The 17,425-nt window shown below is 71.1% G+C and carries 18 protein-coding genes and 1 other RNA gene; 6 read left to right on the forward strand and 13 right to left on the reverse strand.

What is annotated here, in order from left to right; translation table 11 throughout:
- Both T398_RS20040 and T398_RS20045 read right to left on the reverse strand, forming a co-directional pair.
- A partial coding sequence (locus T398_RS20040; protein WP_496449130.1) for a helix-turn-helix domain-containing protein occupies positions 1 to 483 on the reverse strand: 483 nt, incomplete at its 3' end.
- 436 nt (positions 484 to 919) lie between these two features.
- Entirely contained in the window at positions 920 to 1,201 is a 282-nt protein-coding gene (locus tag T398_RS20045) for a hypothetical protein (protein WP_496449034.1), read from the reverse strand.
- Positions 1,202 to 1,390: 189 nt separating this feature from the next.
- Between T398_RS20045 and T398_RS20050 the strand changes: the two genes are divergently transcribed.
- Positions 1,391 to 1,585, forward strand: a complete 195-nt coding sequence (locus tag T398_RS20050; protein ID WP_018223125.1) for a hypothetical protein — start codon at positions 1,391 to 1,393, stop codon at positions 1,583 to 1,585.
- A gap of 85 nt (positions 1,586 to 1,670) precedes the next feature.
- Positions 1,671 to 2,539 (forward strand): IS5 family transposase gene (locus T398_RS20055; protein WP_496449035.1). Its coding sequence is split into 2 segments (ribosomal slippage): positions 1,671 to 2,007 and positions 2,007 to 2,539, totalling 870 coding nucleotides; the frame shifts between segments, so codons are not numbered across the junction.
- A 13-nt stretch (positions 2,540 to 2,552) separates the two neighbouring features.
- Here T398_RS20055 and T398_RS20060 read toward each other — a convergent pair.
- Complete coding sequence (locus tag T398_RS20060) at positions 2,553 to 2,900, reverse strand: hypothetical protein (RefSeq protein WP_496449037.1); 348 nt, start codon at positions 2,898 to 2,900, stop codon at positions 2,553 to 2,555.
- A gap of 344 nt (positions 2,901 to 3,244) precedes the next feature.
- Positions 3,245 to 3,660, reverse strand: an RNA gene (gene rnpB, locus T398_RS20065) — RNase P RNA component class A.
- Between the two features lie 135 nt (positions 3,661 to 3,795).
- On the opposite strand from rnpB, the gene T398_RS20070 reads away from it, so the two are divergent.
- Positions 3,796 to 4,557, forward strand: a complete 762-nt coding sequence (locus T398_RS20070) for a sulfite exporter TauE/SafE family protein (RefSeq protein ID WP_496449039.1) — start codon at positions 3,796 to 3,798, stop codon at positions 4,555 to 4,557.
- 39 nt (positions 4,558 to 4,596) lie between these two features.
- On the opposite strand, the gene T398_RS20075 is transcribed toward T398_RS20070, so the two are convergent.
- From T398_RS20075 to T398_RS20095, 5 genes are all read right to left on the reverse strand, one after another.
- The gene (locus tag T398_RS20075) at positions 4,597 to 5,805 is read right to left on the reverse strand and encodes a bifunctional RNase H/acid phosphatase (RefSeq protein WP_496449041.1); all 1,209 of its coding nucleotides are present in this window, start codon (positions 5,803 to 5,805) and stop codon (positions 4,597 to 4,599) included.
- Between the two features lie 2 nt (positions 5,806 to 5,807).
- Positions 5,808 to 6,545, reverse strand: a complete 738-nt coding sequence (locus T398_RS20080) for a zinc ribbon domain-containing protein (RefSeq protein WP_496449043.1) — start codon at positions 6,543 to 6,545, stop codon at positions 5,808 to 5,810.
- Entirely contained in the window at positions 6,535 to 7,371 is an 837-nt protein-coding gene (locus tag T398_RS20085) for a Nif3-like dinuclear metal center hexameric protein (protein WP_496449132.1), read from the reverse strand. Before T398_RS20085 ends, T398_RS20080 begins: the two co-directional genes overlap by 11 nt.
- A gap of 95 nt (positions 7,372 to 7,466) precedes the next feature.
- The gene (locus T398_RS20090; protein ID WP_496449045.1) at positions 7,467 to 8,063 is read right to left on the reverse strand and encodes a flavoprotein; all 597 of its coding nucleotides are present in this window, start codon (positions 8,061 to 8,063) and stop codon (positions 7,467 to 7,469) included.
- Entirely contained in the window at positions 8,060 to 9,283 is a 1,224-nt protein-coding gene (locus T398_RS20095) for a helix-turn-helix domain-containing protein (RefSeq protein ID WP_496449047.1), read from the reverse strand. The genes T398_RS20090 and T398_RS20095 overlap by 4 nt, the downstream gene beginning before the upstream one ends.
- A 229-nt stretch (positions 9,284 to 9,512) precedes the next feature.
- Between T398_RS20095 and T398_RS20100 the strand changes: the two genes are divergently transcribed.
- Together T398_RS20100 and T398_RS20105 are read left to right on the forward strand one after the other, a co-directional pair.
- On the forward strand, positions 9,513 to 10,196 hold the full coding sequence (locus tag T398_RS20100; RefSeq protein ID WP_496449134.1) for a bifunctional DNA primase/polymerase: 684 nt from the start codon (positions 9,513 to 9,515) through the stop codon (positions 10,194 to 10,196).
- A 236-nt stretch (positions 10,197 to 10,432) separates the two neighbouring features.
- On the forward strand, positions 10,433 to 10,690 hold the full coding sequence (locus tag T398_RS20105; protein ID WP_018216509.1) for a DUF3040 domain-containing protein: 258 nt from the start codon (positions 10,433 to 10,435) through the stop codon (positions 10,688 to 10,690).
- A 26-nt stretch (positions 10,691 to 10,716) separates the two neighbouring features.
- Here T398_RS20105 and T398_RS20110 read toward each other — a convergent pair whose 3' ends face one another.
- Both T398_RS20110 and T398_RS20115 read right to left on the reverse strand, forming a co-directional pair.
- Entirely contained in the window at positions 10,717 to 11,679 is a 963-nt protein-coding gene (locus T398_RS20110; protein ID WP_496449049.1) for an SWIM zinc finger family protein, read from the reverse strand.
- Positions 11,676 to 14,954, reverse strand: coding sequence for an SNF2-related protein (locus tag T398_RS20115; protein ID WP_496449050.1), 3,279 nt, complete (start codon positions 14,952 to 14,954; stop codon positions 11,676 to 11,678). The genes T398_RS20110 and T398_RS20115 overlap by 4 nt, the downstream gene beginning before the upstream one ends.
- Before the next feature lie 152 nt (positions 14,955 to 15,106).
- Between T398_RS20115 and T398_RS20120 the strand changes: the two genes are divergently transcribed.
- Complete coding sequence (locus tag T398_RS20120) at positions 15,107 to 15,313, forward strand: DUF8847 domain-containing protein (RefSeq protein ID WP_018216512.1); 207 nt, start codon at positions 15,107 to 15,109, stop codon at positions 15,311 to 15,313.
- 11 nt (positions 15,314 to 15,324) lie between these two features.
- Here the strand turns inward: T398_RS20120 and T398_RS20125 are convergent, their stop codons facing one another.
- Together T398_RS20125 and T398_RS20130 are read right to left on the reverse strand one after the other, a co-directional pair.
- Positions 15,325 to 16,473 (reverse strand): polysaccharide pyruvyl transferase family protein, encoded by a 1,149-nt coding sequence (locus T398_RS20125; protein ID WP_496449052.1) that lies wholly within the window; start codon positions 16,471 to 16,473, stop codon positions 15,325 to 15,327.
- A gap of 139 nt (positions 16,474 to 16,612) precedes the next feature.
- On the reverse strand, positions 16,613 to 17,410 hold the full coding sequence (locus T398_RS20130) for an alpha/beta fold hydrolase (protein ID WP_496449053.1): 798 nt from the start codon (positions 17,408 to 17,410) through the stop codon (positions 16,613 to 16,615).
- Positions 17,411 to 17,425 lie beyond the last annotated feature (15 nt).

A 17,425-nucleotide genomic window follows, 5' to 3' on the forward strand; every position in this document is an offset into this window, starting at 1 on the left:
AACGCCGGTGACGACCTTTGCCTCACCACCGTCAGCGAGGCGGATACCACCGACGATGTCCAGCTGCCACAGCTCCATCGGTCGACTGCGTTCCCACCGCTTGTAGTCCTCACGACGACGGCGGCGAGGTGTCGGGGTGACCAGCCCGTGTCGGATCAGTACCCGATGCACCGTGATCCGCGACGGAACCGGCCCAGGACAGTCCCGGCGGCCTAGCTCGAAGACGAGACGACGGGCACCCCAGCGAGGATGGTTCCGGCGCAGCTCACAGATCAGCGCCTCCACCTCTGACGGAATCTGACTGGGCGAGGAATGTGGCCGGCTGGACCGATCGGCCAGCCCTTCCAGCCCCTCGTCGGCATACCAGGCCAGCCAGCGATGCACCGCCTGTCGGGAGACGCCGAACCGTTCGGCGACATCTGTGACCGTCGAACCGGCGAGCACGTCCTGGACGGCCCGATACCGCTGTTCCATCACGCTCATCTCCACCAACACTTGGCGGAGTGTCACGCAGGTCCTGATACCGATGTGTCACGCAGGTCCCGAGACCGGACAGATGCACACATCCAGCTCGGCACGCCGACCGCTGGCGGCAGGCTCGGGGCAACCGGCCGGAACACCGCGCTGTGATGCCGGGGCGGGCATCGTCGCAGTACAGCCCTGGAGATGCCGTGCCAGCGAGCCACGGGCAAGAAACCTGGTAGGGGGGCGGTGTTCGTCGTGCACGGGCGGACGACTCCCTGCGCCCGGTTGGACTGCGGTCCGGGTTGGGTCAAACCCTGGCATCTGGGAGGGAGGCGGTGGCCGTCGTGCACCAGGTAAACCCTCCAGGAGCCGGGCCCGCCGTTGGGGTGCGTTGAGGTCAACTGCGCCACTGTGGCGGCGTCCGTCGGGTGCCCGGCTCGTGACACGCGGCCGACTACGACCTCAGCCGCGCGTCAGAGCAAGGAACACGGCGTAGGCCGGCGAGCCGGACGTAGATCTCCCGGCGGGCGACAGCATGGCCCTGGCCGTCGAGCTGGTAGCCGGTCAGCCACACCCAACCCAGGTACGTGGGCTGTGAGCACACCGAGATCACCCGGAACACGAAGCTTGGCTGTCGCGCGAACTGCACCGAGGCGTTACGGGTGATCCACACTTCGTGGCCAGGCTCCGGTGGACGTGGTTGCGGCCGTGTGCGGGCGTACTCCTCGGCAGGCATACGGGCTCCTCTTCTTGATGGATGCCCTGCCCGGCAGGGTCCGGAGTTACCGACCGGGCTGGGCGTTCGCCGTGCCGGCGGCGGGTTCGGGTCCTCCACCACCGGCACAGCGACTAGCCTCCACCTTACAGGTGTCAAGCCCGTCAACTTGACAGGGTTGCTACTCGGCAAGTCCGTACGGTCGGATTTATGCGGCTCGCGGGCATGTCGGAGATCCAACAACTGTTGGGCGGTGTCAGCCGGCAGCGTGCATCGGAGATCGTGGCGCGCCCCGGATTCCCGGCACCGCTGGACACCTTGGCGACCGGGCGGATCTGGGAGCGGGATGCGGTAGTGGCGTGGATCGCCGAGAAGCGGCCGACCCAGCGAACCGACGAGCAGTAGCCCAGCGCGTACCGGGCGACACGGCAGCACATGCCTAGGGCGTGTCCTGCCGATCTTGTAGGGGTTGGTCGTTGACGATGTGCCGGTGGTACGTCGTGGTGAGCTGACCGATGAGGCGTGGGCGGTGATCGCGCCGTTGCTGCCCGAGCCGGGTGGTGCGCGGGGGCGGTGGCGGGATCACCGTCAGGTCATCAACGGGATTCTGTGGAAGCTGCGTACGGGTGCTCCGTGGCGTGATCTGCCGGAACGCTTCGGGCCGTGGAAGACCTGCCACGAACGCCTGCGACGGTGGACCGCCGACGGCACGTGGGATCGGATCCTCGCGGCGGCGCAGGTGCATGACGACGGCACACCGGTGCAGTGGACGATCAGCATCGACTCGTCGGTCGTGCGGGCGCACCAGCATGCCGCTGGCGCCCGCAAAAGGGGGGCTCTCCGACAAGTCCGGCGACGCCTGGTGCGCAAGATGGTGAGGGCATCGGCCGGTCCCGGGGCGGGCTGAGCACGAAGATCCACCTCGCCGTTGACGGACGCGGACGGCCGCTGTCGATCCTGCTCACTCCAGGTCAGGCCGGCGACAACCCGCAGCTGCTGGCGTTGCTGGATGCGATCCGAGTCAACGAGCCGGGCCCTGGGCGCCCTCGCAAACGCCCCGAGGTATTGATCGCGGATAAGGGCTACGCGCATGACTCAACTCGTCGGGCGTTGCGGCGACGCGGGATCCGGCATGCCATCCCGGAGCGCACCGACCAAGTCGCCCGCCGAGCGGCCAGAGGCAGCGCCGGCGGGCGACCACCAGCCTTCGACAAGGTGATCTACAAGAAACGCAACGTCGTGGAACGGTGCTTCAACCGGTTCAAACAATGGCGCGACCTGGCTACCCGCTACGCCAAACGCGCATCGCTCTACCGGTCCAGTCTGATCCTCATCGCTGCCATCATCTGGCTCCGGTAATCGGCAACAACAGCTAGTTACCGCGAACCTCGCCAGAGTCAGGCAGGTCGAGGTACGCCAGCAGCCGCAAGAGCCCGCTCACGTGCGGGATGTCGTGCCACAGCGATACGACGTCCTCCGGATCTCGCTGGAGGAGGCTGGACAGCTCCGCGAGATCGTCGCTGCTCTGCCCACAGTCGATCTCCAGCTCCGGCCGCGGGACCATCGCGAATGCCGCACGAAGATCGACGTTCCAGTAGTAGTCAACGCCGAGCTGTGACGGCTGGATCTGAGGACCGAACCGGCTCTCCGCCACGTCCAACAGCATCGAGCACGCTCGGCGCAAATCCGCGATCCCCAGCACCGCATCAGCATCGGTCACGCCTCATGATCCCTCGGGGCGACGTCACCTGACCAGTCGATTCAAGATCGACAGCACATGCCTAGCCCTGGGAGAAACTGGGGAGATGGTCTTCCCCTAACCGCCTCGCATACCTCGCGGCGGAGTGGAGACCTACGACGCCAGCGACATCCGAATGGTCGGCACCACAGATCGACATACGCAATCACAGGCGAGCCTCGCTGCCTCCAAGATCAGGCCGTCTCCAGGCCGTCAGGCCGTCGTCAGGCCGTCAAATGCTGGCCAATCTTGACCGAGGATGACCATTGACGCCCAGATATACGACCAGCTCAGATCCTTGATCATGGCTCTGAGCTGGTGGGCGACGGACGAGTCGACCTGTACGCCGGATTCTGTGCGCGACGCGGACCCGAGGGCACGCGCCGGCGGCGGTCATCCATCTCGGCCTGCCGTCACCGACAGGCTCCAGCGGCCTACCCGCAGACATCGGGCGGGCAGCCCTCGATCGCCTGCGCGGGTCGTCGTCTCTGCGGATGACGGCCCCTTCTTGGCCTTGCTCCGGGTGGGGTTTACCGAGCCACCCCGGTCACCCGGGGTGCTGGTGGGCTCTTACCCCACCGTTTCACCCTTACCGTCCCCGTTAGGGAACGGCGGTCTGTTTTCTGTGGCACTGTCCCGCGGGTCACCCCGGGTTGCCGTTAGCAACCACCCTGCCCTGTGGAGTCCGGACGTTCCTCGACGGCGGGCCGGAGCCCGCCGACGCGACCGCCCGGTCGACTCGTCCGTCGCGCACTCATCCTAACGACGCGGTCGCCGTGCCCATTTCCGCCCCAACGGACCACAGCAGCACACACCTACGCCCTGCACCGGGTGCCGCGGGTGGGCGGGTCCCCGGGGCGTACTAGCCTGCCTGAGCATGCACATCGCCGACGCCGCGCTGCTCGTCCCCGCCGGCCTCGCCGCCGGCACGCTCAACGCGGTGGCCGGTGGGGGTTCACTGATCACCTTCCCGGCGATGATCGCCGCCGGGTTGCCACCGGTATCGGCGAACGTGAGTAACTCGGTGTCGGCCTTCCCCGGGTACGCGGCGAGCGTCGCGGGCAGTCGCGCGGAGCTACCGCGTGGTCGGGAGTTGGTGGCTCTACTGCCCGCCACCGTCCTCGGTACGGTCGCCGGCACCGTGCTTCTGTTGGCCACGCCGGCCCGGGCGTTCGAGCTGGTCGTACCGTTTCTGGTGCTCGGGGCGACGGCGGTGCTGGCGTTCCAGGGGCCGCTGCGCCGGTTCGTCGGGCACCCCCGCGACCGGTCGACGCGCCACCGTACCGTCTGGGTCCAGGTCATGGTCGCGCTCGCCGCGGTGTACGGCGGCTACTTCGGCGCGGCGCTGGGGGTGATGTTGGTGGCGGGCCTGGCGCTGGTGCTGGACGCGTCGCTGGTCCGGGTCAGCGCCGTCAAGAATCTGCTCTCGGCGACGGTCGGGCTCACCACGCTGGTGGTGTTCGCGCTGTTCGGGCCGGTGAACTGGGCGGCGGTCGCCGTGGTGGCACCGGCGACGCTGGTCGGTGGGTACGCGGGCGCGCGACTGCTCCCCCGGTTGCCACCGATGGTGCTCAGAACGGTGATTGTGACCTTCGGGACAGTGATCGGCCTGTACCTGCTCTGGCGGACCAGAAGCTGAATGGACCAGCGGCGGAGTAGGCCAGCAAGCCGGGGTTGATCAGCTGGCCGGGAGGTGGGCGGTGTCGTTGACGGAGCGGACGGCCACTCCGCCATCGGGCCACAGGTCCACCACGGAGATGCCGGCCGCATCGAGGAACAGCCGATTCAGCAGCGTGTCTCCGGCCCCGAGGGCGTCCCGCAGGATCAGTTTGATCGGTGAGACGTGCGAGACCACCACGACGGTCTCCCCCGGGTACGCCTTCTGCAGCTCATCAACCGCCCGGCGGCTGCGCGTGGCGACGTCGGCGAATGACTCTCCGCCGGGCGGGGCGACCGTCGTGGCGGCGAGCCAGGCGTCCATCTCGCTGGCCCAGCGCTCCCGCACCTCCGCGAAGGTGTGGCCGTCCCAGACCCCGAAGTCACACTCGACGAGGTCGTTGTTGTCGCGGACCGGCTTTCCCCCGAGCGCCGCGGCGATGGCCCCGGCGGTGTCCCGGCACCGGCTCAGTGGGGAGCTGACCACGGCCGCGGCCGACGGGGCCAGCGCGGCCACCCGGTTGGCGGTGGCTTCGGCCTGGGCCCGACCGTGGTCGGAGAGGGGTACGTCCACCCGGCCGGAGTAGCGGCGCTGTTCGGTGTAGTCGGTCGCCCCGTGCCGGATCAGAACCAGCCGGGTCGCGGTGAAGCTGGGGCGCGGCTCCCAGGAGGCGGGGGCGGTGGCCGGGTCGGTCCCGCTGGTACGGGCAGTGGCGGCGCGGGCCGCGGCCTCGCGGGCCGCCGCGCGGGCGGGCGAGTCGGCGGCGGCCACCGGTCGGGGTTCCTCGACTGCTCGCTTCGCTGGCCGGGCTGGTGCTCCGGCGGCGGCGTCCATGGCGGCGTTGGCCAGGGCGTCGGCGTGCTGGTTGCGGTTTCGCGGAATCCAGGTGAACCGGACGGCGGCGAATCGGCCGACCAACCCGGCCGCCTGCGCGGCGAGCGGACGCAGGCCGGGGTTTTTGATCTGCCACCGGCCGCACATCTGCTCGACCACGAGCTTGGAGTCCAACCGGGCTTCCACCTCGGCGGCCCCCAGCTCGGCGGCGGCCTCCAAGCCGGCGATCAGGCCCCGGTACTCGGCGACGTTGTTGGTGGCGGTGCCGATCGCGGCGGAGCGTTCGGCGAGCACCTCACCGGTGTCGGGGTCGCGGAGCACCGCGCCGTATCCGGCCGGACCGGGATTACCCCGAGATCCACCGTCGGCCTCGATGACGACCACCCGCGGCGCCACGACTACAGCCCGGACTCGTTGGTACGGATCATGATCCGGCGGCACTCCTCGCAACGCACCACGTCGTCCGGATCCGCGGCGCGGATCCGGGCCCGGTCCGCGCCGGAGAGCTCCAGCCGGCACCCGCCGCACCGACCGCCGGTGAGCAGGGCCGCGCCGAGCCCACTCTCCGCCCGAATCCGATCGTAGAGCGCGACCAGTTCACCGGGAAGGTCGGCGGCGAGGGGCTGGCGGGCGCCGCGCTTGAACTCCTCCTCCTTGGTGATCTCGCGCAGGCTGTCATCGCGGCGCTGCTCGACGGCATCCCGCTTCTCCCGGGCCTCGGTGATCCGCTTCTCGATCCCGGTCAGAACGCCCTGCGCGGTCTCCCGCTGCTCCATCAGCTCCAGTTCGGCGTCTTCGAGGTCACCCTGACGGCGGTTGAGGGAGGCCAACTCGTGCTGGAGCGCCTCCAACTCCCGGGCCGGTCCGACGCCGGCGGCGAGGCGGTCCTCGTCCTTGCGCTTACGGGCTCGCACCTGGTCAACGTCCTGTTCCAGCCGGTCGATGTCCCGGTCCAGGTCATCGATGGCCACCTGGGCGCGGGCGCGCTCGTCCTCCAGCGCGGACAGTTCCCGGGCGAGGGCGTCCAGTTCGGCCCGCTCGGGCAGCGTCCGGCGACGGTGCGCGAGTTGGGCGAGGGTGGTGTCGATCCCGGCCAGGTCGAGCAGGCGGCGCTGGACTAACGGTTCAGCCTTCACAGTGGGGCTCCTTGTTGTCCGCCGCGGGCGGGGCGGCGTGTACGGTCCACGGGTCAGTCTCCAGGTCGGACACGAGCGTATCGACGCCCGTCGCCTCCCGCAGGACGGCGGCCAGGTCGTCCAGCCACGGGCGTTCGGTCGCCCAGTGCGCGGCGTCGAGCAGCGCTGGACCGCCGGTGGCCAGGTGCTCGCTGGTGGGGTGGTGCCGCAGGTCAGCGGTGAGGTACGCGTCCACCCCGGCGCTTGTCGCGGCGGTGAGGAAGCTGTCGCCCGATCCGCCGCTGACGGCGAGCGTACGCACCGTGCGGTGCGGGTCACCGGCGGCGCGTACGCCCCAGGCGGTGGCCGGTAGCACCGCGGCGGCGTGCCGGGTCAGCTCGGCGAGGGTCATCGGCTCGGGTAGCTCGCCGATGCGGCCGATCCCCCGGCCGGCACCGTGTGCGGGTGCGCCGACGGCGGGGGGCGCCAGCGGCCGGAGCCCGGTCAGCCCGAGTCGGGCGGCCAGTGCGTCGGAAACGCCCGGTTCGGCGACGTCCGCGTTGGTGTGCGCCACGTACAGCGCGACATCGGCTTTGATCAGCTGGTGGACGATCCGCCCCTTATAGGTGGTCGGGGCGACCGACGACACCCCCCGCAGGAGCAGCGGATGATGCGCCACGATCAGGTCGGCCCGGGCGTCGATCGCCTCGGTGACCGTCTCCGGCACCACGTCCACCACGCAGAGCACCCGGCGGACCGGCGCGTTCGGGTCGCCGAGGACCAGACCGACGCGGTCCCACTCCTGTGCCCACGCCGGTGGGTAGCGCCGCTCCAACTCGGTCACCATGTCGGCGACGGTCGGCGGGAATTCGGGTGTCCTCACGGCGGGCCAGCTTACCTACGAGCGCGGGGACGGGATGCGTCGCCACCCGGGGCGGGCGGTCAGGCGACCCTGGTCGCCACGGTTGGTTCCGGCAATGCGGCCACCACCGCCTCCCAGGGGAAGGCGGGTAGGTGGCGCTCACCGGACCCGGGCGGATGCAGGGGAATGACGTGATCGCCGAAGAGCACGGTGACGCCCCATTCGGAGAGCCGGCCAAGGGCCACCTGGAACGCTGGGTGGGCGGCCATCGCCGCGTTGGTGAACGGGACCGCAACCAACGGCACCCCGCGTCCCTGCGCCTCCACGAGCAGGCCGAGGGGGAGGGTGTCGGCTATCCCCGCCGCCCATTTGGTGATCGTGTTCACCGTGGCCGGGCAGACGATCATCGCGTCCGCCGGCGGCAGGACATCCGGATCGCCCGGGTTCTTGTAGTGGCTACGGACCGGGTAGCCGGTCTGTCGGATCAGCGCTGGCCGGTCAACGAACTTGGCGCCGTCGGGGGTGGTGACGACACAGACCTCCCACCCGGCCTGCTGGGCCAGTTCGACGAGCCGGCCGACGCGGCGGGCGAGTGGCGAACCGCAGGCGAGTACGTAGAGCACCCGGTGCTCGGCGCTTGCCGACTGCGACGTGGCCGGCGAGGCATCCAGACTCATATTCCGACTCCCATGTGTTCAGCCAACTCCGCGATCGAGGCGGACGGGGTTCCCCGGGTGCGACGCAGGATGTCGGACATCACCTCGTGGGCAATCGGTCGACAACGGATCTCGGACGGAGCGAGCCGGTCACCCTGCAGCAGCATCTCGCCGGCGTTCACCACATCACCAACCTGTGCGTAGCCCCGGGCGATGTCGAGCAGGTGGTGGGCGCGGCGCTCGGGTAGCAGGGCGTTGAACTCCGGCCCGATCCGCTGGTGGACCTCGACCGCTCGGCCGCCGTCGCCGAGCTCTACGGCGGCCGCGGCGCGGTGCAGCTTCACGTTGGTGGGCCCGAAAGAGGTCCAGTAGTGGTTCTGGTCGCCGCCGAGCGCGGTGGCCGCCTCGTCGGCGCCACCCAGCAGGTCATCCACTGTGGCGGTGTCACCGATCCGGGAGGCGGCCATCGCCCCCTGGAGCAGCAGCATGCCGTAGACCGACAGTCGGTCCGGGGTAGCGTCGTTGTTACCGCCCGGGGCCAACCGGTTCGCGATCGCGACATTCACCTCCAGAGCCGGGAAGGGGCGCCCCATCGCCACCAGGGCGTTACCGACCCGGGCTGTGGCGATGCCGGCCAGCAGCGGATCGTCGGCCCGCTGGGCGACCGCCATCGCCCGATCGGCGGCGAGCCACGCCAGATCGCACTCCCCCAGCTTGCGCAGGACCGACGAGGCGATCTGGTAGACCTGCCCGAGCAGGTGCGCCGCCTCGCGGTTGTCGTCGCCGGCGAAGCCGGCGTCGGCCGCCTGGGCATCCCGCAGCAGCTTGGGAAGCGAGCGGGTCAGCATCCCGTATCGACCGTACTGATAGGTCAGCCAGGCGTGGGTGACGGCCTTGCGCATGTCGGGCAGGGGCGGCGGGTACGGCGCCGCGTCGAAGTAGGCGCTCATCGCGTCGTACCGCTCCAGCGCTGCCCGAATCTCCTGCACCTCGGTCTGGTCGATGCAGTTCAGCGCGTCAGAACGCCGTTCCGGGTCCTTGCCGAGCAGTAGCTGCACGTCAACCCGGAGAGTGTCGGCGATCTCGTAGATGACGGAGAATTTGTCCAGCCGACGTACCCCGCGCTCGACCTTGTCCACCCAGCTCTTCGACTTACCCAGCCGGTCGGCGAAGACCTGCTGGGACATCTTGCGTCGCCCCCGCCAGTAGGCCACCCGACGCCCGATGGGTAGCTCGTCCATGTCCCATCCTTTCCTACGCGTCCATTCCAGCCGATAAGCCTGGTTTGTCGCGGGCACAGCGCTTTGTTCAGATTTTTCTTGATCGCACAGTATGTACGTCAGCTGATCAGCCGACGCTCCTAGCATTCATGCAAGTTGCACCGGCCGTTCGTCAACTCAACGATCGCGGGTCAAGGCAGTGACGGTGCTCGACAGACACCACCGGCACAACCAGATCCGGCGAGGGGAGATGGCACATATGTGGGGGAATATCGGACCGCGGGTCGCTCAGCTGTCACCCCTGGAGCGGGTACGGCTACGCCGCGTCGCCGTACGCTACGCGCTGCACGGCTGGGAGGTGACTCCCGGCGCGTGCCTGGCCCGCAGCCGCTTCGTCTGCGGGCGGGCGGGCTGTCCCACCGTCGGCTGCCATCCCGCACTGGTGGATTGGGAACACTCCGCCAGCGCCGACCCGGCCCGGATCGCGACGTGGTGGCGCACCCGGCCGCACGGCGTGCTCCTACCCACCGGCCGGGCCTTCGACGTCCTGGAGGTGCCAGCCCACGTCGGACGAGACGTACTCCTCGCGGTCCAGAACCATCCGGCCGGACCGGGGATACGCGGGCCGGTGCTGTCCACCCCCACCGGGCGGTGGATGTTCCTGGTCCGACCCGGCGACCCACTTCGACCCGAACTTGAACACTGCTTCCACGTGGTACGGCACGGCCCGGGTTCGTGGATTCCCGCCCCGCCGACCCGGCTACCCGAGGGAGCAGTGCGCTGGGTGGTCGCCCCGGAGCAGGCCCGCTGGCAGCTCCCCGACTCGTACCTGGTGCAGAACAGCCTGATCGCGGAGTTGCGGGCGAGCGGGGTACCACTGGCAGTGGAGCAGCTGGTCCCCGGCCACCTGCCGCTTCCTCGGCAGGGATACTGACCGGCAAGGGATATACCAACCTTGGGGTTCTACGCCATCACTAAGGGCACTGAGCCACGCCAAGGCTACCGAGCAGGACAAAAGCCCCAGCTACCTGGCCGCCGGCACCGAGCCGCGCCCGAGCCGCCAGCCCAGGGCATGCCGCCCGTACGTCGGAAAGTGTCAGCAGCAGGAGCGTGAGCCGCTACCGCAGCGGGTATGCCCGGCGAGCCGCTGAACACGTGAGGGGATGGCACATGCTCAGCAAAGAGGATCAGCGCAGGTTCGAGCAGATCACCCGCAACCTCCGGGAGAGCGACCCGGCATTCTTCGCCCGGCTGGACCATCGCGCTAAAGGTCACCGGGGCCGGTGGTTGATGCTGTTGACCATCGTGCTCTGGGCGGCGCTCCCCGCGACAACTGTGCTTGCCGGCCCGACGGCTGGTGCGGTCTGCGCGGTGGTCCTGGTAGCCAACGCCGTGGTCATGTGGCGCTTCCGGCGCCGCTGGCTATGAATCACCCGGTCTTCCGCCACGCACGGTCAGCCGCTGCCCTGCTCGCCGAGCCGCCGATAGGCCCGGCGTAGCCGCTCCACCAGCCCGGGGCCACCGATGGCCGGGGCGGGCGCACCAAGCTGCCGCAACAGCAGCTCGGTTCCCGCCGCCAAAGTCGGCGGCCGGTCGGGCAGCGGAACCGGCGCGGACCAGAACCGATCGACCGCGTCGGCCAGCGACGCCGCCGGCAAACCCGCCACCGACCGCGCCGCACCCGTCACCGGCACCGGCACCGGCACCGGCGCCGAGGACACCGCGCCGGTCACCGGCACCGCAGCCGCCTCGTCCGAATCAGACTGTTCGGGTACGGCGGCGGCACCACCACCCCGGCGCACCCGCAGCCGGTCCAGCAACTCGGTTCGACCACAGCCGCGCCAGTGCAGCAGCGCGAACGGGTCGGCGTCGAACGCCTCGGCGAGAAGGTAGAAGGTCGCGGCGAGATGCTTGCACGGCACCGCGCCGTCGGGGCAGCTGCACCACTGGCCCAGCTCGGCCAGACCGGCGGGGAACAGCGGCGCACCCGCGGCGGCAAACAGCTCCTCCAGCTCAGCGGGAAGATCACCGGCGAGTAGCCGCGCGCTGAAGAACGCCTGCGCGGCCAGCTCCTCCTCCACCCGGGACCAGAGCGTCGCCGGGAAGGGTGCCAGCGTGATCCGCACCTCGTACGGCCGGGACCGCGAGCCCTGCACCGCGGCCGTCACCTCGCCCGGCGTCACCTCCAGCCGCAGCACCTGCCCCGCCCGGGCGTACGACCGACCACGGGTGAGGCGGGTGCCCAGCGCGAAGGACTCCAGCACCTCCAGGAACCGGCGGGACCACCAGGAGGTGCCGATCGCGCCACGGGTACTGCGCGCTCGCAACCCACCGGCGACCCGACGCGGTGGACCGTAGTCGGCGAACCGGTCGGCTCGGCGGCCCGGCTTGTCGTTGCCGGCGGCCCGCGGGCTCATTCGGCCACCGCCCCGGCCTCCAACTGGAACAGCTCCCGCAACTGCGCCGTGGACAGCTCGGTCACCCACTGCTCACCGGCGCCCACCACGGTCGAGGCGAGCCGGCGCTTGTCGGCGATGAGGGCGGCGACCTTCTCCTCCACGGTGCCGGCGCAGACGAACTTACGGACCTGAACGCGCCGCCGCTGCCCGATGCGGAACGCCCGGTCCGTGGCCTGGTCCTCCACCGCCGGATTCCACCAACGGTCAACGTGCACGACGTGGTTGGCCGCGGTCAGGGTGAGACCGGTACCACCGGCCTTGAGCGAGAGTACGAAGAGCGCGGGGCCATCCGGGGACTGGAACCGGGTCACCATCGCGTCCCGGTCGGCCTTACCGACGCCGCCGTGCAGGAACAACGTCTCCTGTCCGAACCGCGCCGACAGGTGGCTGCGCAGCATGCCGCCGAACTCGGCGTACTGGGTGAAGAGCAGGGCTTTCTCCCCCGCGGCGAGCACCTCGTCGAGGATCTCCTCCAGCCGGGCCAGCTTGCCGGAGCGGCCGGCCAGCGCCGAGTTGTCCCGCAGCAGGTGCGCCGGATGGTTACAGACCTGCTTGAGCCGGGTCATGGCGGCCAGCACCAGCCCTCGCCGCGCGATCCCCTCGCTGGACTCGATCTGGGCCAGCATGTCGTCCACCACCGCGCGGTAGAGGGCCGCCTGCTCCGCGGTCAGACTGCACACCACCTCCATCTCCAGCTTCTCCGGCAGGTCGGAGATGATCGAGGAGTCGGTCTTGAGCCGACGCAGCACGAACGGGCCGGTGATCCGGCGTAGCCGCTCGGCCGCCTCCGTGTCGCCGTGCCGCTCGATCGGTTCGGCGTACCGCTTCTTGAACTCGGCGGCCGGGCCGAGCAGTCCGGGATTGGCGAACTGCATGATCGACCAGAGGTCAGCGAGCCGATTCTCCACCGGGGTGCCGGTGACCGCGATCCGATGCCGGGCGGGCAACACGCGAACCGCCTCGGCTTGCCGGGTGGAGGCGTTCTTGATGGCCTGCGCCTCGTCCACCACCACCCGATGCCAGTCGACCCCCGCCAACTCCCCCGCGTCGCGGGCAGCCACCGTGTACGTGGTGAGGACCAGGTCCGCGCCCGCCACCGCCGCGGTGAACGCCGCCCCCCGGGCCCGCTCGGCGCCGTGGTGCACATAGACCCGTACGCCTGGGGTGAAGGTCGCCGCCTCCCGCTGCCAGTTACCGACCAGCGACATCGGAGCGACCAACAGGGTCGGGCCCACGCCCGGGGGATCGCCGGCGAGCAACGCGAGTAGCTGCACCGTCTTACCGAGACCCATGTCGTCGGCGAGCACCCCGCCCAAGCCGAGGGACTGGAGGAAGACCAGCCAGGCCAGCCCCCGCCGCTGGTAGGGGCGGAGCACCCCGCGGAACGACGGGGCCGGGTCCACCGGGGTGAGCTGCCGCTCCACGGCTCCGGCGAGCAGCTCCCCCAACGCACCGTCGGCCGCCACCTCGAGCACCGGCAGCGCGTCGGCGGCGGGGTCGGCGAGGCCCTGCCGCAGCAGGTCACCGACGGTCAGCTCGCCGGTGGAGCGGAGCAGCCGCAGGCCGGCGGCGAGACGCTTCGGGTCCAGCTCCACCCAGCGCCCATGCAGCTGGACCAACGGGGATTTCAGCTCGGCCAGCGACTCCAACTCCTCGGCGGTCAGCGGCTGGTCACCGAGGGACACCTCCCAGCGGTAGTCAACCAGGGCATCCAGCCCCACCCCACCGCCGGCCCCGGCCACGGTGCCCGGAGCGGTGCGACTCTGGGCCTGTAGGCGAGCGCCGAGCCGGGATGAGGGACGCCGCCACCACGAGGGCAACAGCACCGCGAACCCGGCCGCGTGCAGCACCGGCGCGCCGTCGCGGAGAAAGTGGTGCGCGCCCGCTGTGTCCAGCTCCAGCGCCTCCGGGGTGGCGGTGCGCAGGGCCGAGTTCAGCTCCGGCCAGAGCCGGCTGGCCCGCCCCAACTCGGCCAGCAGGGCTTCCTGCGGAGCGGCTGGACCGGGCAGGTTCACCGGCTCGTGCCAGATCCGTACGGCGTCAACGTGCAGGCCGGGCTGGTCAGCGGGCTGCAGGCCGAACTCGACCCGCCACGGCCCCTCGGCCGCGACCGGCCCGCCGGCCGCCGCCTCGACGAACCCGTCCGTCGGTGGCTCCACCAGCCGAAAGCTGGCCCGGACCGACCCTCCCACCGCATCGCGCTGCCAGGCGTCCAGCTCACCGCGCAGGGTGTCAAGCTCCACCGCGTCGGCGACAAAGTCACGACGCGGGCCGGTGAGCGCCGCCAGCCACGCCGTGACCGCACCCCGCGGCCGAGTTCCCCGGGCAAGGGCGGTCTCCGCGAGGGCGGCCCGCACGGCCGCGTCGGTGAGCGCGTCGAGCGCCTCGGCCACCAGTTCCCCGGGTTCCCCGACCGCCGCCGTTGGTCGCCTCGCACCCCGGGCCCGCGCCGGCGCACCACCACCCTTGGCGGGCGCTTCGGCTCCGCCGGTTACCGGCATCTCCGGTGCGGTCACGGCGAGCGGATCCAGATCGACCTCGACGGCGGCGCGGGCCGCGGGCGGCAGGGCGAGGGCGAGGGCACGAGCCCAGCCGGCGTCCGCGCCGGTGAGCAGCGGCCGCCACACCGCCCGCGCGATGGCGCTGGCGTGTTCCTCCGACGTCGACGTCATCCGGGCCGGGGCGGCTCGACTGGCGCGGGTGGCGCCCGTACGGCGCCGGGTTCGCGCAACCGGTCGCGGGTCGTCGCCGGGCTCCGGCCGGATGCCGGGCAGGACCCGACCGCGGGCGGCGAGGTCCACCGCGAAGGCCGCCAGCTCCGCGAGGTGACGCAGGGTGGCGCCGGGTACGGCGTCCGGTAGCGCACCGGCCGCGGTGATCCGCGCGAGCAGCGACAGGGCGGTGTCCGGGGCGTACACCAGGGCCGGCACCCGCCACCCGGCCAGCGTGACCGGTCCCCGGAGCGGATCGACCGGCGCGGAGCGGACCAGCTCCGGCGAGTCCAGCGGCGAACCAGCTCGGGTGGGCAGGGTGAGCAACGCCGTGCCGGGCATGGTCGGCTCGGCGACCTCAGCCAGGGTTGCGGCGAGCACGGGGTGCCCGGCGGCGAACGGGTGTGGTCGCTCGCGGGGCGCCCGCCCGGCCCGCCGAGGTGCCCGGGCTGGCGGTGTGCTGTCCTCGGCCCAGACGGCGAGCCCGCTGTCGAGCCGCCACGACCCGTGGACTACCAGCACGCGATCTCCCCTCGTTGGCACCCCCGGCCCAGGATAGGCGGGGCGGCAGCGCGGCTCGGCACCGCTGTAGCAGACCCGCTCCGGACCCGTACCTGTTTTCCGGGGCCGCCGCTTCCGCTCCGCCGGCGCACCGGTCGGGGCAGGATGGGCGCATGGCGCCAACCGTGGAGATTCCGCTGGCCGGTGGTTCGTCCGACGGGCAGACCGTCACCGTCGAACTGGACCCGAACGGTCGCCCACCGCTGACCCACCACCACCTCGGCGACGGCGGACTCGCCGACGCCGAGATCTACGAGCTGGAGACGGTGGGGGGAGACGCCCGGAGGTGGCGCTACTGCTGGCGGGGTCCGGCGGTCTGACCGGCTCTGGCTCACCCGTCCACGGAGACCATCGACTGGGTCCGGAGACTCTCCAACACCACGCGGGTCACCTTCGAGGTGCCCCGGGCCTCCTCGCACACCGCGGCGACCCTCCGGGCGGTGGCCTCGGCGCGCTGTTCCCGCTCGTCCCACAGCCGGTCAACCTCGGCCAGCAGCGGGCCCTCAACCTCCCGCTCCACCCCGCGCAGGGCGGGGACGCCGAGGCGCTGGGCCAGGTCGAAGACCTTGCCGGCGTACGGCAGGGGGAGAAACGGGGTGTTCACCATCGCGGCGAAGATCAGAAAGTGCAGCCGCATGCCGACCGCCAGGTCGAAGTGGCGCATCAGGCCGAGCACCTGCTGGGGTGAGTAGCTGCCGTGCAGGATGCGCCCGCGTTCGGCGGCGACCATGTGTGACAGCACGCCGTGGGAGTGCCGGATGTCGTCCCGCTCCATCGGGACGAAAAGGACATCAGCATCGATTCGGTGCACCAAGAAGTCACCGATCTGGGCCAGGAGCCGGTGGTAGCCGTCCACATCGAGCCGTTCGGCGGCCCGCCCCGGTTCCCGCACACTCATCCCGACCAGATGCCGCCCCGCCGGCACTCCCTCCTCCCGAAGCAGGTGCACGGGGAAGTCCTCAGGCTCCAGGAGAAACGCCGGATCCGCGGTGACCGTGATCGGGTTGAGCAGCCCCGCCTCCTCCAGGAGCATCCGAGACTCCTGGTCCCGTACCGTGACCTGGGTCGCCCCAGCCAGCGTCTCGCGGACCATCCCGGTATCCACCATCTCGCTGAGGGGGCCGACCCCCACCGCGTAGGTGAGCAGCGGCAGGCCGCGCTCCTGGGCGACCCGGACAACCCGCAGGTAGCGGCGGGCCTCCTGGTCGTAGAGGATGCCGCCGCCCCCCAGGATGAGCAGATCGAGCTGAGCCAGCAGCGGGGACGAGTCGGTGCGGCTCACCCCCTCCCACGGCACCGCCTCCACCTCCGGGTGCGCCGCCCGGGTGTGATCGGGGTTGCGGGAGAAGACGATGATCCGGGCGTTCGGCTCCTGCTCCCGCAGGTCGGCCAGGAGGCCGGTGAGGATCGCCTCGTCACCGAGGTTACGACCGCCGTACGAGCCGAGCACACCGATGGTCAGGCCGGTGCCAGCTGTCATCCGTCGCTCCTCCCCCGGGTGCGTCCACGCGAATTCCCGGTACGCCGAATAACAGTCCTGCCCCGGGCGACGGGTGGAGCCCGACGGCGGTGAGGGCCGAAGCGGCCGGCGGGGAACCGTCGCCGGGCCGGGGCCGGCGTCAGCCCGGGGGACCGGCGGGGTGGGCGAGGAAGGGCAGCACCGCCGCCGGCAGAGCCGGGGACGAGAGGATGTCGTAGTGGGTGAGTCCGGGCAGCACCGCCAACCGGGCGGCCGACCGACCGGTGCCGTCCCAGCCGGCGTCCCGGTGCCCACCGCCGAGCAGCCCGAAGAACTCCACCATGTGCGCGGTGGTCACCGAGTCCGCGTCGGCGAAGACCAGCAGCGTGGGCAGGACGAGGGCGGCCACCTCCGGCGACCAGTCGTACTCGCGCCCCAGCAGCTCGCCCGACTTCGCCCACAGCTGGGGCCACTGGGCTGGCCGGGGTGCGATCCGGAGGTAGCGCTGGTGCGCTGGAGTGCCCCGCATCCGCTCCCCAACCGCCTCGTCCTGCTGGGCCATCTCGGCGCGGGTCGCCCGATACCAGCCCTGCTGGCGGCAGGGCGCGGAGACCACCACCAGCCGGCCGACCCGGTCCGGATGCTGGATCGCGGTACGCAACCCCACCCCGCCGCCCAGCGAGTAGCCGAGCACGTCAACCTCAGCCAAACCGAGCTTCGTGGTCAACGCGGCCACATCGTCGGCCAGTGACTCGTACCGGAGCGGACGATCCACGTCGGCGGTGCGGCCATGCCCCTGAAGATCCACCGCGAGGACGCTGCGCCGCTCCGTCAGGGCTGGCAGGAGCGGGGCGAACACTTCGGTCGACCCGAAGCCGCCGTGCAGCAACACCAGCGGCCGTCCGGTGCCGTGCCACTCGTACCACATTCGAAGCCCGTTGACATCGGCGTAGCTCACGGCTCCCCACCCGGC

This window comes from Salinispora goodfellowii (assembly GCF_059570675.1).

Coding starts and splice junctions, on each gene's coding strand:
- T398_RS20110 (WP_496449049.1), bottom strand. CDS start 11,679: ATGAGCCCGCGGGCCGCCGGCAACGACAAGCCGGGCCGCCGAGCCGAC.
- T398_RS20100 (WP_496449134.1), top strand. CDS start 9,513: ATGGCACATATGTGGGGGAATATCGGACCGCGGGTCGCTCAGCTGTCA.
- T398_RS20125 (WP_496449052.1), bottom strand. CDS start 16,473: ATGACAGCTGGCACCGGCCTGACCATCGGTGTGCTCGGCTCGTACGGC.
- T398_RS20120 (WP_018216512.1), top strand. CDS start 15,107: ATGGCGCCAACCGTGGAGATTCCGCTGGCCGGTGGTTCGTCCGACGGG.
- T398_RS20090 (WP_496449045.1), bottom strand. CDS start 8,063: ATGAGTCTGGATGCCTCGCCGGCCACGTCGCAGTCGGCAAGCGCCGAG.
- T398_RS20085 (WP_496449132.1), bottom strand. CDS start 7,371: ATGGTGACCGAGTTGGAGCGGCGCTACCCACCGGCGTGGGCACAGGAG.
- T398_RS20105 (WP_018216509.1), top strand. CDS start 10,433: ATGCTCAGCAAAGAGGATCAGCGCAGGTTCGAGCAGATCACCCGCAAC.
- T398_RS20095 (WP_496449047.1), bottom strand. CDS start 9,283: ATGGACGAGCTACCCATCGGGCGTCGGGTGGCCTACTGGCGGGGGCGA.
- T398_RS20045 (WP_496449034.1), bottom strand. CDS start 1,201: ATGCCTGCCGAGGAGTACGCCCGCACACGGCCGCAACCACGTCCACCG.
- T398_RS20050 (WP_018223125.1), top strand. CDS start 1,391: ATGCGGCTCGCGGGCATGTCGGAGATCCAACAACTGTTGGGCGGTGTC.
- T398_RS20070 (WP_496449039.1), top strand. CDS start 3,796: ATGCACATCGCCGACGCCGCGCTGCTCGTCCCCGCCGGCCTCGCCGCC.